General features: G+C 69.6%; 16 protein-coding genes. 3 read left to right on the top strand and 13 right to left on the bottom strand.

Going from position 1 to position 17282, the window contains the following annotated elements; genetic code table 11:
- From ACRDPS_RS25495 to pdhA, 3 genes are all read right to left on the bottom strand, one after another.
- A partial coding sequence (locus ACRDPS_RS25495) for a biotin/lipoyl-containing protein (protein ID WP_431504471.1) occupies positions 1-403 on the bottom strand: 403 nt, incomplete at its 3' end.
- Positions 397-1374: an alpha-ketoacid dehydrogenase subunit beta gene (locus ACRDPS_RS25490; protein ID WP_431504470.1), complete on the bottom strand. Its 978-nt coding sequence runs from the start codon at positions 1372-1374 to the stop codon at positions 397-399. The genes ACRDPS_RS25490 and ACRDPS_RS25495, both read right to left, overlap by 7 nt.
- On the bottom strand, positions 1371-2507 hold the full coding sequence (pdhA, locus tag ACRDPS_RS25485) for a pyruvate dehydrogenase (acetyl-transferring) E1 component subunit alpha (RefSeq protein ID WP_431504469.1): 1137 nt from the start codon (positions 2505-2507) through the stop codon (positions 1371-1373). The genes ACRDPS_RS25490 and pdhA overlap by 4 nt, the downstream gene beginning before the upstream one ends.
- A gap of 182 nt (positions 2508-2689) precedes the next feature.
- Here pdhA and ACRDPS_RS25480 point away from each other — a divergent pair, with 182 nt between their 5' ends.
- Positions 2690-3304: a hypothetical protein gene (locus ACRDPS_RS25480; RefSeq protein WP_431504468.1), complete on the top strand. Its 615-nt coding sequence runs from the start codon at positions 2690-2692 to the stop codon at positions 3302-3304.
- A 1-nt stretch (position 3305) separates the two neighbouring features.
- On the opposite strand, the gene ACRDPS_RS25475 is transcribed toward ACRDPS_RS25480, so the two are convergent.
- The 10 genes from ACRDPS_RS25475 to ACRDPS_RS25430 all read right to left on the bottom strand — a co-directional run bounded on the left by ACRDPS_RS25475 (position 3306) and on the right by ACRDPS_RS25430 (position 15924).
- The gene (locus ACRDPS_RS25475; RefSeq protein WP_431504467.1) at positions 3306-4271 is read right to left on the bottom strand and encodes a glutathione S-transferase family protein; all 966 of its coding nucleotides are present in this window, start codon (positions 4269-4271) and stop codon (positions 3306-3308) included.
- A gap of 4 nt (positions 4272-4275) precedes the next feature.
- Complete coding sequence (locus ACRDPS_RS25470; protein WP_431504466.1) at positions 4276-5289, bottom strand: zinc-binding metallopeptidase family protein; 1014 nt, start codon at positions 5287-5289, stop codon at positions 4276-4278.
- Between the two features lie 7 nt (positions 5290-5296).
- Entirely contained in the window at positions 5297-5794 is a 498-nt protein-coding gene (locus ACRDPS_RS25465) for a hypothetical protein (protein ID WP_431504465.1), read from the bottom strand.
- A 16-nt stretch (positions 5795-5810) separates the two neighbouring features.
- On the bottom strand, positions 5811-6722 hold the full coding sequence (locus ACRDPS_RS25460; protein WP_431504464.1) for a transglutaminase family protein: 912 nt from the start codon (positions 6720-6722) through the stop codon (positions 5811-5813).
- On the bottom strand, positions 6719-9235 hold the full coding sequence (locus ACRDPS_RS25455; protein ID WP_431504463.1) for a circularly permuted type 2 ATP-grasp protein: 2517 nt from the start codon (positions 9233-9235) through the stop codon (positions 6719-6721). The genes ACRDPS_RS25460 and ACRDPS_RS25455 overlap by 4 nt, the downstream gene beginning before the upstream one ends.
- Before the next feature lie 101 nt (positions 9236-9336).
- On the bottom strand, positions 9337-12711 hold the full coding sequence (locus ACRDPS_RS25450; RefSeq protein WP_431504462.1) for a DUF2126 domain-containing protein: 3375 nt from the start codon (positions 12709-12711) through the stop codon (positions 9337-9339).
- Positions 12712-12771: 60 nt separating this feature from the next.
- A complete protein-coding gene (locus tag ACRDPS_RS25445; RefSeq protein ID WP_431504461.1) occupies positions 12772-13257 on the bottom strand; it encodes a hypothetical protein in 486 nt (161 codons plus the stop codon).
- Complete coding sequence (locus tag ACRDPS_RS25440; protein ID WP_431504460.1) at positions 13257-13862, bottom strand: CDP-alcohol phosphatidyltransferase family protein; 606 nt, start codon at positions 13860-13862, stop codon at positions 13257-13259. Before ACRDPS_RS25440 ends, ACRDPS_RS25445 begins: the two co-directional genes overlap by 1 nt.
- Positions 13863-13942: 80 nt before the next feature.
- Positions 13943-15022: a histidinol-phosphate transaminase gene (gene hisC, locus ACRDPS_RS25435; protein WP_431504459.1), complete on the bottom strand. Its 1080-nt coding sequence runs from the start codon at positions 15020-15022 to the stop codon at positions 13943-13945.
- Positions 15023-15033: 11 nt separating this feature from the next.
- Positions 15034-15924 (bottom strand): dimethylarginine dimethylaminohydrolase family protein, encoded by an 891-nt coding sequence (locus tag ACRDPS_RS25430; RefSeq protein WP_431504458.1) that lies wholly within the window; start codon positions 15922-15924, stop codon positions 15034-15036.
- A gap of 141 nt (positions 15925-16065) precedes the next feature.
- Between ACRDPS_RS25430 and ACRDPS_RS25425 the strand changes: the two genes are divergently transcribed.
- On the top strand, positions 16066-16737 hold the full coding sequence (locus tag ACRDPS_RS25425; RefSeq protein WP_431504457.1) for a GntR family transcriptional regulator: 672 nt from the start codon (positions 16066-16068) through the stop codon (positions 16735-16737).
- Between the two features lie 96 nt (positions 16738-16833).
- Positions 16834-17226, top strand: a complete 393-nt coding sequence (locus tag ACRDPS_RS25420; protein ID WP_431504456.1) for a phage holin family protein — start codon at positions 16834-16836, stop codon at positions 17224-17226.
- The last annotated feature ends 56 nt before the right edge of the window (positions 17227-17282 follow it).

Here is a 17282-nt window from a genome sequence, read left to right as displayed (position 1 = left end):
GCGCAGGTGACGCCTCGGCCTGCACAGGTGACCCCTCGGCCTGCGCAGGTGACGCCTCGGCCTGCACAGGTGACCCCTCGGCCTGCGCAGGTGACGCCTCGGCCTGCACAGGTGACCCCTCGGCCGGCGCGGGTGACGCCTCGGCCGGCGCGGGTGATGCCTCGGCAGAGTCGCCGATGCGGATGATGGGGGTGCCTACCTGGACCTCGTCGCCGACCTCGACGAGGAGCTCCTGGACAACCCCGGCATAGGGAGAGGGGAGCTCGACGACGGACTTGGCGGTCTCGATGTCGCAGACGGGGTCGTTGACCTTGATGACGTCGCCGACGGCGACGTGCCACTCGACGATCTCGGCCTCGGTGAGGCCCTCGCCCACGTCAGGAAGACGGAACTCGCTCACCATGCCAGGCTCCTGTCCACCGCGTCGAGGATCCGGTCGAGGTCGGGGAGGTAGAACTCCTCGGCCCGCGCCGGCGGATAGGGCGTGTCGAACCCGCCCACCCGGAGCACCGGCGCCTCCAAGGAGTGGAAGCAGGACTCGGTGACACGGGCCGCGAGCTCGGCACCGAGACCGAGGTTGACGTGGGCCTCGTGGACGACGACCGCCCGGCCCGTACGCCGCACCGACTCCAGCACCGGCGCCATGTCGAGCGGCGAGAGGGTGCGCAGGTCGATCACCTCGAGCGACTTGCCCTCCCCCGCGGCCGCCTCGGCGGCGGTCAGGGCCGTCTTCACGGTGGGACCGTAGGCCAGCACCGTCACGTCCGATCCCGACCGCACCACCCGAGACTCGAACAGCGGCCCAGGCGAAGCGTCGACGTCGACCTCGGCCTTCGTCGAGTGGTAGAGCCGCTTCGGCTCCAGGAAGATCACCGGGTCGGGATGGGAGATGGCCTGCTGGATCATCCAGTAGGCGTCGACCGGGTCGGAGCACGCGACGACCTTGAGCCCCGGGGTGTGCGCGAACTGCGCCTCCGGCGACTCGCTGTGATGCTCCACGGCGCCGATGCCGCCACCGAACGGGATCCGGATGACCATCGGCATCGCGACCCGCCCGCCGGAGCGGTAGTGGAACTTGGCCACCTGCGACACGATCTGGTCGTAGGCCGGGTAGACGAACCCGTCGAACTGGATCTCCACCACCGGCCGGTAGCCACGCAGCGCGAGCCCGACAGCGGTCCCGACGATCCCCGACTCCGCCAGGGGCGTGTCGACGACCCGGGCCTCACCGAAGTCCTTCTGCAGACCGTCGGTGATCCGGAAGACACCACCGAGACGGCCGATGTCCTCACCCATCAGGACGACCTTCGAGTCGTCCTCCATCGCCCGCCGCAGACCGGCGTTGAGCGCCTTCGCCAACGTCATCTTCGTCATCGGGAGACCCCCTCGAGGTCGAAGGAGGACAGATAGGCCGCGTAGCCGTCCCGCTGCTCCTGCAGCTCCGGCGGCAGCTCGGTGTAGACGTTGTCGAAGAGCCCCACCGGATCCGGCTCGGGCAGAGCATGGATGCCGGCGCGCAGGCGCTCGCCGAACTCCTCGGCCTCGGCCTCGATCTTGGAGAAGAAGGACGTCGAGGCGCCGCCACCGCGGCGCAGGTACGCCTCCACCCGGGCGATCGGGTCCTTGAGCTTCCACGCCTGGACCTCGTCGGAGAGCCGGTAGCGGGTCGGGTCGTCGGTGGTCGTGTGGGCGCCCATCCGATAGGTGTAGGCCTCGATCATCGTCGGCCCGCCACCCTCGCGAGCCCGCTTGAGCGCCGCCTTGGTCACCTCGTACGTCGCGAGCACGTCGTTGCCGTCCACGCGGACGCCCGGGAAGCCGAAGCCCTGGGCACGCTTGTAGAGCGGCACCTTGACCATCTGCTCGACCGGCTCGGAGATGGCCCACTGGTTGTTCTGGCAGAAGAAGACGACCGGGGCGTTGTAGGAGGCCGCGAAGACCATCGCCTCGTTGACGTCACCCTGCGAGGAGGCGCCGTCGCCGAAGTGAGCCACGACGGCCGTGTCACGCAAGGGGTCGCCGGTGCCGACGAGCCCGTCCATCTGCACGCCCATCGCATAGCCGGTCGCGTGCAGGGTCTGAGCGCCGATCACGATCGTGTAGAGCCCGAAGTTGTGCTCGGCCGGGTCCCAACCGCCCTGGTCGGTGCCCCGGAAGAGCCCGAGCAGCTGCATCGGGTCGACCTCGCGGCACCAGGCGACCCCGTGCTCACGGTAGGTCGGGAAGACGAAGTCCTGAGGGGCCAGAGCGCGGGCCGCGCCGATCTGCGCGGCCTCCTGGCCCAGCAGCTGCGCCCACAGCCCCAGCTCGCCGTGGCGCTGCAGCGCGGTGGCCTCGACGTCGAGGCGACGGGTCAGCACCATGTCGCGGTAGAAGCCGCGTACGGCCTCGTCCTCGGGCTTGTCGGGTGAGAACTCGTAGTCGGGGTGCGAGACCCGCTCGCCCTCGGGATTCAGCAGCTGCACCATGTCGGTGTGGCTGGGACTCGGATCCAGGAATTCAGTCATCACTCTTCCTTCACACGGGGTGGGGTTGCCACCGCTGGCCATGCCTTACGCAGACTTGTGATCTGACGCACATCGACATAGCCAAACGGTACCTGTCCACGGTGAAGCGGGTCCGGAATTTCTGTGGCCGGGGTGACGAAGCCTGGCTAGAGTCGCCCCACATATCAACACCGGAGGCACCGATGTCACACCCCTACGGCTACAGCCAGCCCTACCCCGGCCCCGCCGGCCCCGCCGGTCCTCCGACCGTTCCGGCCGAGCGACCCAGGAGCCTGACGTACGCCGTCTACGGGATGTGGCTGGGAGCAGTCCTGTCGGCGGTAGGCGTCGTCCTGATCCTCGTCGGCTACGACGTGGACGGGATGAGGGAGACGATGCTCACCGAGTTCGAAGGCGATCCTCGCCTCGAAGACTCCGGCCTCGACCCGGAGTCGTTCATCGACGCGTTCATCCCGGTGATCCAGGGCGCGCTCGTGGTCTTCGGCCTGGTGACCCTCGGACTTTGGATCTGGATGGCCCTGGTGAACGGCAAGGGCCGCAACTGGGCACGGATCGTCGCGACTGTCTTCGGCGCGTTCTCCATCTTCAGCGGCCTCAGCAGCCTGGCCAACATCCCCACGGCGATGAGCGCCGACACAGGGGCGGTGATGTTCCTTCAGTCGGTCGTCCTCGGGATCCTGCAGCTCGTCCTGGCGATCGCGATCCTGGTGCTGCTCTGGGTGCAGCCGACCAACGCCTACGTCAACGCCGTCACGGCTCAGCGGAAGGCGGAGCGTTCGGGCTACCTTCCTCGCTGAGCTAACCGAGCGACTCGCGGCCGTGGGGCTCGTCCCAGCCGGAGAGATCGGGGCCGGCAGGGACGATCTGAGTGGGGTTCAGGTCGGTGTGGACGATGTAGTAGTGGTCCTTGATCTGCGAGAAGTCGAGCGTCTCGCCGATCCCGGGGGTCTGGTAGAGGTCGCGGGCGTAGGCCCACAGCGCGGGGAGCTCGACGAGCTTCTGCCGGTTGCACTTGAAGTGGCCGTGGTAGACCGCGTCGAAGCGGGCCAGCGTCGTGAACAGCCGGATGTCGGACTCGGTGAGCTGGTCTCCGACCAGATAGCGCTGTCCCGACAGCCGCTCCTCGAGCCAGTCCAGAGCGGCGAAGAGACGGACATAAGCTGCGTCGTACGCCTCCTGGGACCCGGCGAACCCGCATCGGTAGACACCGTTGTTGACCTCGGTGAAGACCCGCTGGTTCACCTCGTCCATCTCCTCGCGCAGCGCGCGGGGCCACAGGTCCGGCGCGTCGTCGGCGAAGAAGTCGGTCCACTCGTGGAAGAAGTCGTGGGTGATCCACGGGAAGTCGTTGGTCACGACCTTGCCGGTGGCCTCCTCGACGATGGCCGGCACGGTGATGCCGCGCGGATAGTCGGGATAGCGCTCGAGGTAGGCCTGCTGCAACCGCTCGATCCCGAGCACCGGGTCGACGCCACCGGGGTCGAGGTCGAAGGTCCACGACCGTGCGTCGTGCGTGGGGCCGGCGAGTCCGAGCGAGATGACGTCCTGGAGGCCGAGCAGGTTGCGGATGATCACCGAGCGGTTTGCCCACGGGCAGGCTGCCGCGGCGACCAGCCGATAACGGCCGGGCTCGACCGGCCACAAGGGCACATCAGCCGGCCCGAACTCCGGCTTGCGACCCTCCCGCGTGATCCGGTCCGGGATGTAGTTCATGTCCCGGTTGAACTCGTCGCCGGGCTGTACGTACTTCGCTTGCTGCCCCATGCGATCACCTTAACCGAGTGGTTGAATCCTGAACCACGGTGGCGACGAAGTCGAGCTTGTCCAGGACCGCGGGCGGGATGACGAACGGGTAGAGGTCGTCGTGGCCCATCGACCTGTTGATGACGTTCAACGCCGCCGAGAGCGGCGCCCAGACGTCGGTGACGACCTGGCTGAAGGGCATGTCGTCGGGCACCGGCGCGGAGAGTCCGTGGGACGCGGCGGAGTCCAGGGTGTCGCGGATGTGCAGGAAGTGTGCCCAGGTCTCGGCGAAGTCCTCGAACGGGTGCATGGTGGCGTACGTCGAGATGTAGTGCTCCGTCCAGCCGGCCGGCGGTCCCTCCGAGTAGTGCCGCTGCAGGGCCTCGTCGTAGGGGATCGACTCGTCGCCGAAGACCTCGGTGCACCGCCGCATCACCTCGGGCCCGCGGACCAGCTGCCACTCGAAGTAGTGACCGACCTCGTGCCGGAAATGACCCAGCAGGGTGCGATAGGGCTCGTCGAGCGTCGCCCGGACGTGCTCCCGATAGGCATCGTCGGACTCGGCGAGGTCGATGGTGATCACGCCGCTGTCGTGGCCGATGACCACATCCGGCGTGGACGCGATGCCGTCACTGGCGAGCAGGTCGAAGGTGAGCCCCTCGGCCGGATCCGCCTGCTTGGTACGCAGCTCCAGCCCGAGCGCGTCGAGCTCGACCACGAGATGGCGTTTTGCCTGCTCAGCGAGGGAGTACTGCTCGCGGACGAAGGCGGGGGCAGCGTCGTTCGGGCGGGTATTGGTCAGCTCGCACGCGAAGCACATCCCACCTTCGGTGCGCGCCAGCCAGGTGCATCCGGTGATCAGGGTGTTGGTGCAGACCCACCAGATGTAGCGCTCGCTGTCGACGTACATGCCATCGGGAGAGACCGGCACGATCTCGCGCTCCTCGCGCGAGTAGGCCAACCGCGTGCCGCACGAGACGCACGCCGAGTTCTCGAAGTAGAGACGGTTGCCGCACTCCCGACAGGTGAACGCTTTCATGCCACCATCATCGGCTGTCGTCGGCCATCCCCCAGTCGTCGACGCGCCACTGGTCCCCCTCACGGACGAGGACGACGATCATCGCGTCGTCCGGGACGTCGCCGTCCTCGGCTTCGTACGAGATCTTGACGGCGACCCGCGCGACGTCGCCCTCGACGTCCGCCTCGGCGAAGAAGAGGGTCCTGGTCAGCGTGTGCGGGGTGACGTCGGCGTACGTCCGCCGCCCCTCGGCCGCGTCGATCATCGCGTTCGCGCCGCCGCCGTCGAGGAGCTCGTCTCCGTCGTCGGAGGCGAGCTGGTAGAGCGTCGAGGCCGAGGTCGTCTCCATGAACTCGCGGGTGACCTCGGCCGGGGTCGAGCTGCGCGCGAGCAGCCAGAGCGTGAGCACCACAAGGGCCGCGACGACCACCAGCACTCCGGAGATGCGAACTCCGCGACGCCAGCGGCTGCCGCGGGTGACGATGCTTGCCCGCTGCGGAGGCCCCCCGCGTTCATTTGCAGCCACGAGCAACACCGTACTTTCACTCCTGCTGGTCGGGGGCCACATCGACAGAGACCATCAATGTCGAGGTGGTTGCTTCGGTGTAGATGACCCCCTTCACAGGAGGTACATCGGCATAGTCACGACCCCAGGCGACGCTCACGTAGCGATCGTCGGCCCTGGTGTCGTTCGTCGGGTCGAGGGCGAGCCACTGGCCCGTCCCCGCACCTTGGAGGTCTGCCCCGAAGTGTGGCAGCCACACCTCAACCCACGCGTGGGACGCATCGGCTCCGACGAGCCGCTGCCTCCCTGGCGGAGGGTTGGTGGCGAGGTAGCCGGAAACATAGCGGGCCGCGAGCCCGTGCGCTCGCAGACAGGCCAGCATCAGGTGGGCGAAATCCTGACAGACGCCACCCTCGGCCTCGAAGATCTGCGGGATCGTCGAGGTGACCGTCGTGGCCGTGTCGTCATAGTCGAAGCCCGCATGGATCCGATGCATCAGATCCTCCGCCGCCTCCACGATCCCGCGCCCCTGCGTCAGCGAGACGGCACCGAAGTCGTACGCCTCCTGGGTGTGCTCCACGAGCGGCGAGGCCACCGCCAGGTCGACCGCCCGCCAGGCGCCCGGCAGGCTCGGGTCCACCAGCGGCCGCGCCCGCTCCCACGGCTGGGTGAAGGCCACCTCGTCGTACGTCGGGTTGCTGACCTCGACCTCGGAGGAGGCCGTGACCTCCAGCCTCTGGTGCGGCTCGAGGACCTGGAAGTAGGTCACGGTGTTGCCGTAGAAGTCGACATCGCTCGACTGGTCCGCGGGCGCGGGGACGACGTGTACGTCGGCCGACTCGACGTGCTGGTGCGGCAGCTCGCGCGGGGTGACGTTGGCGATCCCGAACGAGTTGGTGACGTCCTCGTCGTAGGAGTAGGTCGTGATGTGAGTGACCGCGTATCTCATGCCTGCCCTGCCACCTTCTGCGCCGGGAGGGCGTTGAGGGGCTGGGGGGCCGGGCCGGTGGCGAAGTGGACGTCGCTGATGGCGTCGGCGAGGCGGACGAGCTGGGCGTTGACCTGGTCGAGGAAGGACTCCAGGTTGGGGCGCCCGACGCCGCCGATGGCGACCAGGCCGGCGACCTCGGTGCGCTCGAGCAGCTCGGTGATGTCGTCGAGGAGCCGCTCGGGGCGGGACGAGCCGGTCGAGCCGGGCAGCTTCGTGAGATGCAGCCGCAGCTCGTGCAGCGAGAAGGCCAGTGAGCGCGGGTTGTCGCGGTCCATGATGAGCAGGTCGAGCACTCCCCCGGTGCGTACGTAGCCCCGGTAGCGGCGGCGATGGGTGACCGCGGACTCGGCGGAGGCGAGGACCGCGTCGAGCACGGCCCGGTCGACCTCGAGCCCTCGTCTGACCGTCGTGGTGGCGCGGAGCAGGTGGCAGACCTGCATCGACCGCTCCAGGAACCGCCCGGCCCGGATCGAGTGGTAGCCCTCGTCGCGGATCATGCTCGCCCCGATCCCCTGCATCGCCAGGATCCCGTGCAGCATCTCGGCTCCCGACTCGGCGACCTGGAGCGAGTGCGGATTGGCGCGGAGATCGGCGGCCGCCCGGTCGGTCGAGGAGAAGATCCGCCACATGTCGGGGCTGAGCTGGTCGCGTACGCCGCTGAAGGCCTGCCGCATCCCAGCCAGCGACTGCGCCGCCGACCCCGGCCGCTCGGCGTCGAGCAGCAGCGAGCGGAGCTCGGCGTCGATGCGATTTCCTGAGCCTGTCGAAGGGTCCGCATCCGCCTGGCCGTGACCGCCCAGCCGGTCGAGCGCGCTCAGCATGACCTCGAGGCTGATCCCGCCGGACGTACGCGGCCTGGTTCTGAAGTCTTCGGCCAGCACGTGCGTGGCCAGGATGAGCCGGATGAGGTCCTCGGCCCGCTCGGCGTAGCGACCCGACCAGTACATGTCCTCCAGCGCTCTCGGGAAGAGCACCGTGACCGAGCGGGTGTGGGTCATCGGGAGCACGTCGGCCAGGCCCTGGTCGGCGACCTGCGGCGACTCCTTGAGCACCCAGACGTCCTTGCTGCACGGCGGCAGCCCGGTCTCGTCTGACCTCACCGAGGCCAGCCCACCGACCAGCGGGCGGTAGGCCGACCCGTAGCGGAGCGAGAACGTACGCAGCGTCAGCGACCGCCCGACGGCGCCGTGCCCCTCGACCCAGGTCGGCGCCTGGGAGAGCGTGATCAGCTCCTGCCCGACGTGGCGGTAGGGGGCCGCGGCGATCTTGGCGCGCAGCTCCTCGGGGGTTCCGGTGACGACCGCTCCCTCCAGCGTCCGCACGACCACGGTCCTCGATGACGGTGTCCCCGCGGCCAGCCGCCGCTCGACCTCCGCACGCTGAGCGGCATCGCCACACCACCAGGTCTCCAGCGACCCGAGCCGGAGCGGCTCGCCGAGCAGCGCCTCGCAGGCGGCGGGGAGATAGGGAACCAACCCGGGATTCTCGAGTACGCCGGCGCCGAAGCCGTTGACGACGCGGACGGTGCCGCGGCGTACGGCCTCGATCAGGCCGGCCACGCCGAGCTGGCTGTCACCGCGGAGCTCGAGCGGGTCGGACCAGGTCGCGTCGACCCGTCGCAGGATGACGTCGACGCGCTCCAGCCGGTCGCCGTTGGCACGCATCAGGACCTCGCCGTTGCGGACCGTCAGGTCGGCTCCCTGCACCAGCGGGAAACCCAAGGTGGAGGCGAGAAAGGCCTGGTCGTAGGCGGTCTCGGAGTGGGTTCCCGGGGACAGGACGACGACCCTGGGGTCGGCCTGGTCGCCCGGTGCCGACTCCAGCAGCGCGCTGCGGAGGGCCGCGAAGTAGGGCTCCATCCGGTGCAGGCCGGCGTTGCGGTGGAGCTCGGGGAGCACCCGGCTGATCACCCGGCGGTTCTCCATGGCATAGCCGATCCCGCTCGGCGCCTGGGTGCGGTCGGCGAGCACGCGCCAATCGCCGCCGGGGGTGCGGCCGAGGTCGGTGGCGGCCAGGACGAGCGGGCGCGGGTCGTGGCTGCTGGCTCGCGCGGCGGCGCGGTGGAAGCCCTGGTGGCCGAAGACCACCGCGGCGGGGATGATGCCGTCGCCGAGGAGCCGCTGCGGGCCGTAGAGGTCGACCAGGATCGCGTTGAGCAGCTCGGTGCGCTGGGCCAGCCCGACCTCGAGGGTGCGCCACTGAGCGGGGTCGATGACGAGCGGCACCGGATCGAGCCGCCAGGGCTCGGGCTTGGCACCGGGACGCAGGTAGGTGACCCCGTCGTCGGCGAGGAACCGCTCCACGTCGTGTCCGATGCGGGTCAGCGTCGCGGGGGTGATCGAGACGGCGGTCTCGGCCATCGGCTTCCACGCGGGGCGCAGCGTGCCGTCGGGGCCGATGACCTCGTCGTACGGCTGCTCGGTGGTGTCGAGGAGCCCCAGCGCGTCGGCGTACTCGCGGAGGACTGTCATCGGGTGCCGCCGGTGATGGATACGACGGGACGTTCTTGTCGGTCTACCGATGGGTAACCGACAAGAACGTCCCGTCGTATCTGCTGTGGCGCGAGCATGGGTCAGCGGCTCACGCGGCGTAGGTCGAGGGTGTGCGGGTTGTCGGGGGTCGTCGCGCCGGCTGCTCGCTCGCGCATCTCGGCTACGTCGAGCCTTCCGGTCGTGTGCCCCCTCGCCTCGAACCTGCTCGCGCGGCGGGCCTCGGCCTCGTTGGCGTTGACGGGCGGGTGGTCATAGCTGCGCCCGCCGGGGTGCACCACATGGTAGGTCGCGCCACCCAGGCTCGTCTCGGAGGCGATGTCGACGACGTCGAAGTGGAGTGGCGCCTGGACGTCGATGCTGGGGTGCAGGCTCGACCACGGGCTCCACGCCTTGAACCGGACGCCGGCGTAGTACGTGCCACCTGCCGAAGCGGAGCCCGAGGCGATCGGGTTCATCGAGGTCGGGGTCAGCGGCACGGGAACACCCTGGCACGTCACCAGGTGCCGGCCGGGGTCGATCCCCTTGACGGACACCTGGATCCGCTCGACCGAGGAGTCGACGTATCTGGCCGTCCCCGTATCGGTCGCCTCCTCCCCCAGCACGTTCCAGGGCTCGATCGCCTGGCGCAGCTCGAGCTCGATCCCGCCGCCGGCCGAGCCGGCCGAGCCCGTCGAGACCCGCGCGAGACCGATCCGCGGAAAGCGAAATTCGGCGTACGCAGCCAGCCATCGTGACTCGAAAGGGATCCCGTGCCGGCGCAGGTCCTCGACGACCTCCTCGATGTCGCGCAGGCACCCGTGCGGGAGCAGGAAGTCCTCGTGCAGCCGGCTTCCGTGACGGACCAGCGGCGCGTCGTACGGCTCCTCCCAGAACCAGGCGACCAGGCTCCTGACCAGCAGGCTCTGGAGGAGCGCCATCTGCGGGTGGGGCGGCATCTCGAAGCCGCGGAGCTCGAGGAGGCCGAGCCTGCCTCGTGAGGAGTCCGGGGAGTAGAGCTTGTCGATGCAGAACTCGGCGCGGTGGGTGTTGCCGGTCAGGTCGGTGAGCAGGTGGCGCAGGGCGCGGTCGATCAGCCACGGCCGCGGCTCGAGACCCTTCTCGTCCTGCTCGCCGACGATCCGGGTCACCTCCTGGAGGGCGATCTCCATCTCGTAGACCGCCTCCGGGCGACCTTCGTCGAACCTCGGCGCCTGGCTGGTCGGGCCGATGAACCGACCCGAGAAGAGGTAGGACAGGCTCGGGTGCCGCTGCCAGTAGCGGATCAGGCTGGCCAGCAGATCGGGGCGACGCAGCAGCGGGCTGCGCTCGGGGCTGCTTCCGCCCAGCGTCAGGTGGTTCCCTCCGCCGGTGCCCGTGTGAAGGCCGTCGAGGTCGAACTTCTCGGTGGAGAGGCGCGCCTGACGGGCCTGCTCGTAGAGTTTCGTGACCAGCTCTCGCTGCTCCGCCCAGGAGGCGGTGGGCTGGAGGTTGACCTCGATCACGCCGGGGTCGGGGGTGACCGTGAGCCGCGCGATCCGGGCGTCGGGCGGCGGCCCGTAGCCCTCGATCACGACCGTGGTCCCGGCATCGGTGACGGCCCTCTCGACCACCTGGAGCAGGGCCGCGTAGTCCTCCAGCCGGTCGGTCGGGGGCAGGAAGACGTGCACCAGCCCGTCCCGTTCCTCGACGGCGAGCGCCGTGGTCGGCGCCTCGTCGGGATCGGTCACCTCGACCTGCGGGATCTCCGGGTCCAGCGGCGGACCGGCGGCGAGATAGGAGGGCTCGCCGGCGAACTCCGGGTCGTGCCAGGAGATCGAGTCCAGCGGCAGTCGCAGCCCGACCGCCGAGGTGCCCGGCGCGAGCACCAGCCGCCCGCGACGGAACCTCCACCGCGGGCTGGTCCACTCCCCGCCGTCGGTGTTGATCGGGATCACCCAGCCGACCGGCTCGGTGACCTCCTTGTCGAGCTCGGTGACGTTCAGGTCACCCCGGTCGACGGCATCGTCCGGCTTCGGGCCGTCCGGGCGGCGTACGTCCTGGGCGATCTTGGCCAGCGGGTCCTCGTACGCGGCGAACAGCTGCGCCTCCGGCAGGCCGAGGATGGCTCTGATGTTGGTGGCGACGCGCTCGGCGGCCCTGTCGGTCTCGACACCGCCGGCCCAGGGGTCGGCGAAGAGGGCCGGGTCGCCCCAGAGCGGCTCCCCGTCCGTACGCCACTGCAGGTCGATGTTCCAGCGCGGGAGGGGCTCGCCGGGATACCACTTGCCCTGGCCGCGATGGACGATGCCGCCCTTGCCGTAGACGCTCCGCAGGCGCTCGGCGAGGTCGGCGGCGAGCTCGCGCTTGTGCGGTCCGTCGGCAGCGGTGCTCCACTGCGCCGACCCTTCTGAGTCGGGCGGAGTCTCGGAGTCGGCCACAGTCTCGGAGCCGGGCCGGGTGTCGGCCGGCATGTCGAGGGCGACGAAGGTGGGCTCCCCACCCATGGTCAGCTCGACCCCGCTGGCCCGGAGACGGGCGTCGACCGCCTCACCGAGCGCGTCGATCCGGGCCCACTCCTGGCCGGTGTAGGGCTTGGTCACGCGCGGGTCCTCGTGGACCCGGGTTACCTCGTTGACGAAGGAGAAGGTGACCTCGACAGGGTCGGTCGCGCCCTCGATCGGCGCCGAGGAGGACGGGTGCGGCGTGGCCGAGAGCGGGATGTGGCCCTCGCCGGCGAAGAGGGCGGAGGTCGGGTCGAGCCCGATCCAGCCGGCTCCGGGGACGAACACCTCGCACCATGCGTGCAGGTCGGTGAAGTCCTCGGTTGGGCCGCTCGGCCCGTCGAGCGACTCCTGGTCGGCGGCGAGCTGCACCAGATAGCCGGAGACGAACCGGGCCGCCAGGCCGTACTGACGGAGCAGGGAGACGAGCAGCCAGGCCGAGTCGCGGCACGACCCGATGCCCAGCCGCAGCGTGTCGTCCGGAGTCTGTACGCCGGGCGCCATCCGCACCGAGTAGGCGACGTCCCCGTTGACCGCCTGGTTCAGGCTCGCCAGGAAGTCGACGGTCCGCATCCCGTCCGTGGGAAGCGGTGGCAGCCGGCGCCGCCAGGCATCGGCCTCGGTCGCCGAGTCGACGTCGCGGAGGTAGGGCCCCAGGTCGGCCTTCAGCTCCGGCTCGTAGTCGAACGGGAAGCTCTCGGCGTACTCCTCGATGAAGAAGTCGAACGGGTTGATCACCACCATGTCGGCGACCAGCCCGACGGTGATCTCGAGCTTGTCGGTCTTCTCCGGGAACACCAGCCGCGCCAGCCAGTTCCCGAAGGGATCCTGCTGCCAGTTGACGAAGTGGTTCGCGGGCGTCACCGACAGCGAGTACGCCTCGATCGGCGTCCGGGTGTGCGGCGCCGGGCGAAGGCGTACGACGTGCGGGGTGACCCCGACAGGCTGCGCGAACTCGTACGTGGTCCGGTGCTCGAGCGCAACCTTGATCGACATGGGGCCAGCCTGACCGATCGACGTCGCTCAGCGGTGACGAACCGCCCTATTGGACCGGCCTCAGTGGAACCAGACCCCGACGCCGAAGGCGAACAGGCCGAAGCGGACCGTCCGGCCCAGGATGCACACCACCACGAAGAGCACCCGGTTGGTGCCGGCGACCCCGGCCGCGAGCGCGAGCATGGCGAGCGGAGGTACGCCGACCACCCCCGCCGCGGCGAGCAGCGGCACCGCGGTCCGCGGCCGGCCGAGCTCGACGACGGCACGGTCCCACCACCGCCGCCCCCGCGACCCCGTCCGGTCCTTCTCGGCGCCGCGGGCGAAGCGCCGGCCCCACCACTTGCCACCGCGCCCGGCGGCCTCGTAGATGATCACCTTCCCGACCGTCTGCCCGAGCGCGAGCGCGACGACCGCGACCAGAGCGCTCAGCCGAGATCCCGCGGCACCGGCCACGCCGGCGTACGCCTCGGCATTGAAGATCGGCACCAGGGCGGAGGCGACGCCGTAGCCGGTCGCGGCCAGCGCGTGCCAGACCTGGTCGAGCATCAGCCCAGCGCCAGCAGCCGCGCGACCCGCACCGTCGACCAGATCTTGACCCCGAAGATCGCCAGCGCGGCCACGAGGGCGACCCAGAGGAACACCGGCCAGGTCAGCCCCAGGACGACCATGAGCACCACACCGGCGGTGTTGGCCGCCTTCGCGGGGTGGGACCAGTTGAGGCGGAAGACGCGCTCGTCGATGAGGTAGAAGTAGTTGGGGCTGACCACGTGCGGCCAGCACAGGAAGCTGAGCGAGAGCATCATGTCCAGCACCATGAAGTTGGCCAGGAAGACCGCCACCGGCGGCCACACCTCGGGCGCGTGCGCGATCAGGCCCACGGCCAGGATGCAGGTCGAGGCGCGGTCGCAGACACAGTCGAAGACCGCGCCCACCTTGGTCTCCTGGTCGAGCTTGCGGGCGAGATAGCCGTCGAGCGAGTCACCGGCCCAGTAGCAGACGTACGCGACTCCGAGCAGCGCCAGGCTGTCGACCGCAACTGCTCCGATCCCGAGGGCGAGCGCGAGCACGGTGCGCAGCACGGTGACCGTGTTGGGGACCGACACCAACCGTTCCCGCAGAACAGGTAGGGGCGCCGTCACAGCAACTGTCATGGCCGGGACGCTACCCACTCGGCGGCCTCTGGTTAACCCTATTCCCGCAGACCCAGGGCCTGTCGCGGTCGTGTTCAGGGTCAACCCCGAGGGAAACGACCAGCCAAGTCGATGAGGCGCGTGTTGGCCTCGGCCTCCCCGATCGTGACGCGCACGCCCTCGGGCGGATAGGGGCGGACCATGATGCCGACCTCGTCGGCGGCCGCGGCGAACTCGGCGCACCGATCGGCGGAGCTGAAGGCGAACCAGATGAAGTTGCCCTGGGCATCGGGGATGTCCCAGCCGGTGGCGCGCACGCCGTCGACGACCCGGGCACGCTCGACGACCAGGGTGTCGACCCGCTCCATCAGCTCGGCACGTCGCTCGAGGGAGGCGACGCCGGCCGCTTGCGCGACCACGTTGACCCCGAACGGCAGCGCCATCGCCCGCAGGGTGGTCGCGATCGCCGCGGGCGCGAGGGCGTAGCCGACCCGGAAGCCGGCCAGTCCGTACGCCTTGGAGAAGGTGCGGAGCACGACTACGTTCTCTCGGCCGCGATAGGTGGCGATGCCGTCGACGGCGTCGTCCATCCGGACGAACTCGGCGTAGGCCTCGTCGACCACGACCAGCACCTGCTCGGGCACCTTCTCGAGGAAGGCGTCCAGCTCGGTCTGGGTGAGCGAGGTGCCGGTGGGGTTGTTGGGGGTGCAGACGAAGACGACCTTCGTACGCTCCGTGATGGCCTCCGCCATCGCGTCGAGGTCGTGGCGGCCGTCGTCGTTGACCTGCACCTTCACAGCGGTCGCGCCGGCGGCCAGGACCGCGATCGGGTAGGCCTCGAAGCTGCGCCAGGCGAAGACGACCTCGTCCTCGGGGCCGCAGTAGGCCGAGACCAGCTGGAAGATCAGCGCCACCGCGCCGGTGCTGAGCGCAACCTCCTCGGCCGGGACCCGATAGGCCGTCGCGAGCGCCTCGTAGAGCTCGGTGCTGCCCGCGTCGGGGTAGCGGTTGACCTTCCCGGCCGCCTCGGCGGCGACTTCCAGGACACCGTCGAGGGGCGGGAACGGGTTCTCGTTCGAGGAGAGCTTGTAGGTGACCAGACCCGGCCGCTCGGCCGGCGGCTTGCCTGCGACGTACGCAGGCATGGCGGCGACGCTGGGACGGGGCTGTGGGGTGGTCATGGTCACAGACTTTAGGTGGAGATGACCTCGCCGCCGTAAACGACGGGGACGTCGCGGCCGACCACGATGTCGAGGGGGTTGGTGACGCAACGGACCGACCCGCCGCCGAGGTGGAGCTCGCTCATCTCGACGACCCGGACGGTGAAGCCCCAGCCCTCGAGGACGGTGCGGACGCGGTCGGGGCAGGACGGCATCACCACGGTGCGGCCGATGACGATCGAGTTGGCGGCGAAGGTGGTGAGCGCCTCCTCCTCGCTGATGACCAGGGGCTCCGGGATCAGGTCGAGGAGCGCCTGCGCCGACTCGGGCGCGAGCGCCTCGGGGCAGATGATCGCCCTGCGCTCGTCGAGCGGGCAGAAGGCGAGGTCGAGGTGGTACATCCCCGAGTGGGTCGTCCGAACGCCGAGCACCCGCACGCCCATCTCGGTCGCCAGGGTCTTCAGCGCCATCTCGTCGGTGCGCGGACCTGTTCCGGCCACCAGGTGGCCGGCGTACGGGAAGACGTCTCCAGCCTCGAAGGTCGGCCCGATGCCGTCCTTGCCGACGTACGCCATCCCCCAGCCGTTCCGGGCGAACCACTCGGCCGCGGAGCTGGTCTCGTTGCGGCGCTCGGGGAAGCGCATGTGGGAGAGGAGCACGTGGCGCCGTCCCTCCGCGAGGGTGGCCGCGAAGCCGAGGTTCATCGCGTAGACCATGTCGGGGCTGTCCTCGCGCGGCGTGATGACGTCGACGCGGCCGCCGGCCTCCTCGATGGTGGCCTTGAGGGTGTCCCACTGCGCGCGGGTGCGGAGCGGATCGGGCTGGATCGCGGTGTCCATGAACGGGTTGATGGCGTAGTCGATGCGGTAGTGCGTCGGCTCGGTCATCAGGTAGTGACGGCCCCAGCTCAGTGAAGTGCTCATTCGTACCCCTCTCAAGTCAGATCGTCAGATCGTCAGGACGTCTGATTGCCTGATTGACTGATTGTCAGACAATCATTCAACGATAGGTTAGTGCATGAACGGTCATCACCGGAAGACAGCGCAGGTACCACAATGGGGCCCATGTTCGAGTCGCTCACCCTGGACGAGCCCGCTTCGACGGTCGACCGCGTCGCCGACGAGCTTCGCCGGGCGGTGTTCCAGGGCGAGCTCGAGTCCGGCACTCCGCTGCGCGAGCACGGCCTCGCCGAGTCGCTCGGCGTCGGCCGGTCGACGGTCCGCGAGGCGCTGACCATCCTCGTCGCCGAGGGTCTGGCCACCCGCGCCCCCAACAAGGGGGTCGCCGTCGCCACCCCCGAGGCCGACTCGGTCCGCGACGTCTGCGCCTCCCGCTGGGTGCTCGAAGGGGCCGGCGTACGCAACTGGCTCAACGCCTCGCCCGAGGCCCGCCAGGCGGTGCACGACTCGCTGGATGCCTACATCTCGGCCGTCCACTCAGACAGCTCGACCTACCGCGAGCTCAACGAGCGCCACCTCGCCTTCCACCTCTCCCTGGTGGCCCTCACCGGATCCCCACGGCTGGTCGCGATGCAGGAGCACCTGGTCCTCGAGCTCAAGCTCGCGCTCGCCCAGGTCGACCGCATCCGGCGCAATGCCCACGACCAGGCCGAGGACCATGCCGCCCTGGTCCGGCTCCTCGACGCCGACCGCATCCACGACGCCGAGCGGTTCCTTCAGAAGCACCTCTCCGACGCGGCCCACTCCATCTGCAAAGCGCTGCGCCTCGAGAAGTAACACGCCCCGGTGGTCGAGCCTGTCCAGACCAACACAGTTGCCACACATGCCGCCGGACCCTTATGCGGGGTTGCGGAGCCTGCCACACTCACCGGCATGCGCATCGTGACCTGGCTCATCACCAACGCCATCGCTCTGGCCGTGGCGACCTGGCTCGTCGGCGGGATCTACTTCGACGGTCCGACCAGCGGCATGGACGAGGTCAAGCAGAAGCTGCTCCCGCTGCTGATCGTCGCCCTCGTGCTGGGCATCGTGTCGGCATTCGTGAAGCCGATCCTGAAGTTCCTCGCGTTCCCGTTCATCCTGCTCACCCTGGGCCTGCTCCTGCTCGTGATCAACGCGGCGATGCTCGGGCTGACCGCGTGGATCCTCGGCCCGACCGGGGTGGGTTTCCACGTCGACGGGTTCTGGGCGGCGGTGCTCGGTGGCATCGTCATCTCGATCGTCGGCTGGGGTCTCGATCGAGTCTGGCCCGACGGCGACGAGTGAGCGGCCCCACAGACCGGACATGCGGCATCCGCCACGCAATCTTGGCCGAAATGTAA

Source organism: Nocardioides sp. (assembly GCF_050699375.1).
Taxonomy (GTDB): domain Bacteria; phylum Actinomycetota; class Actinomycetes; order Propionibacteriales; family Nocardioidaceae; genus Nocardioides.
The sequence above is the reverse complement of the archived record's forward strand: the minus strand, read 5'-3'. Positions and strand labels throughout refer to the sequence as shown.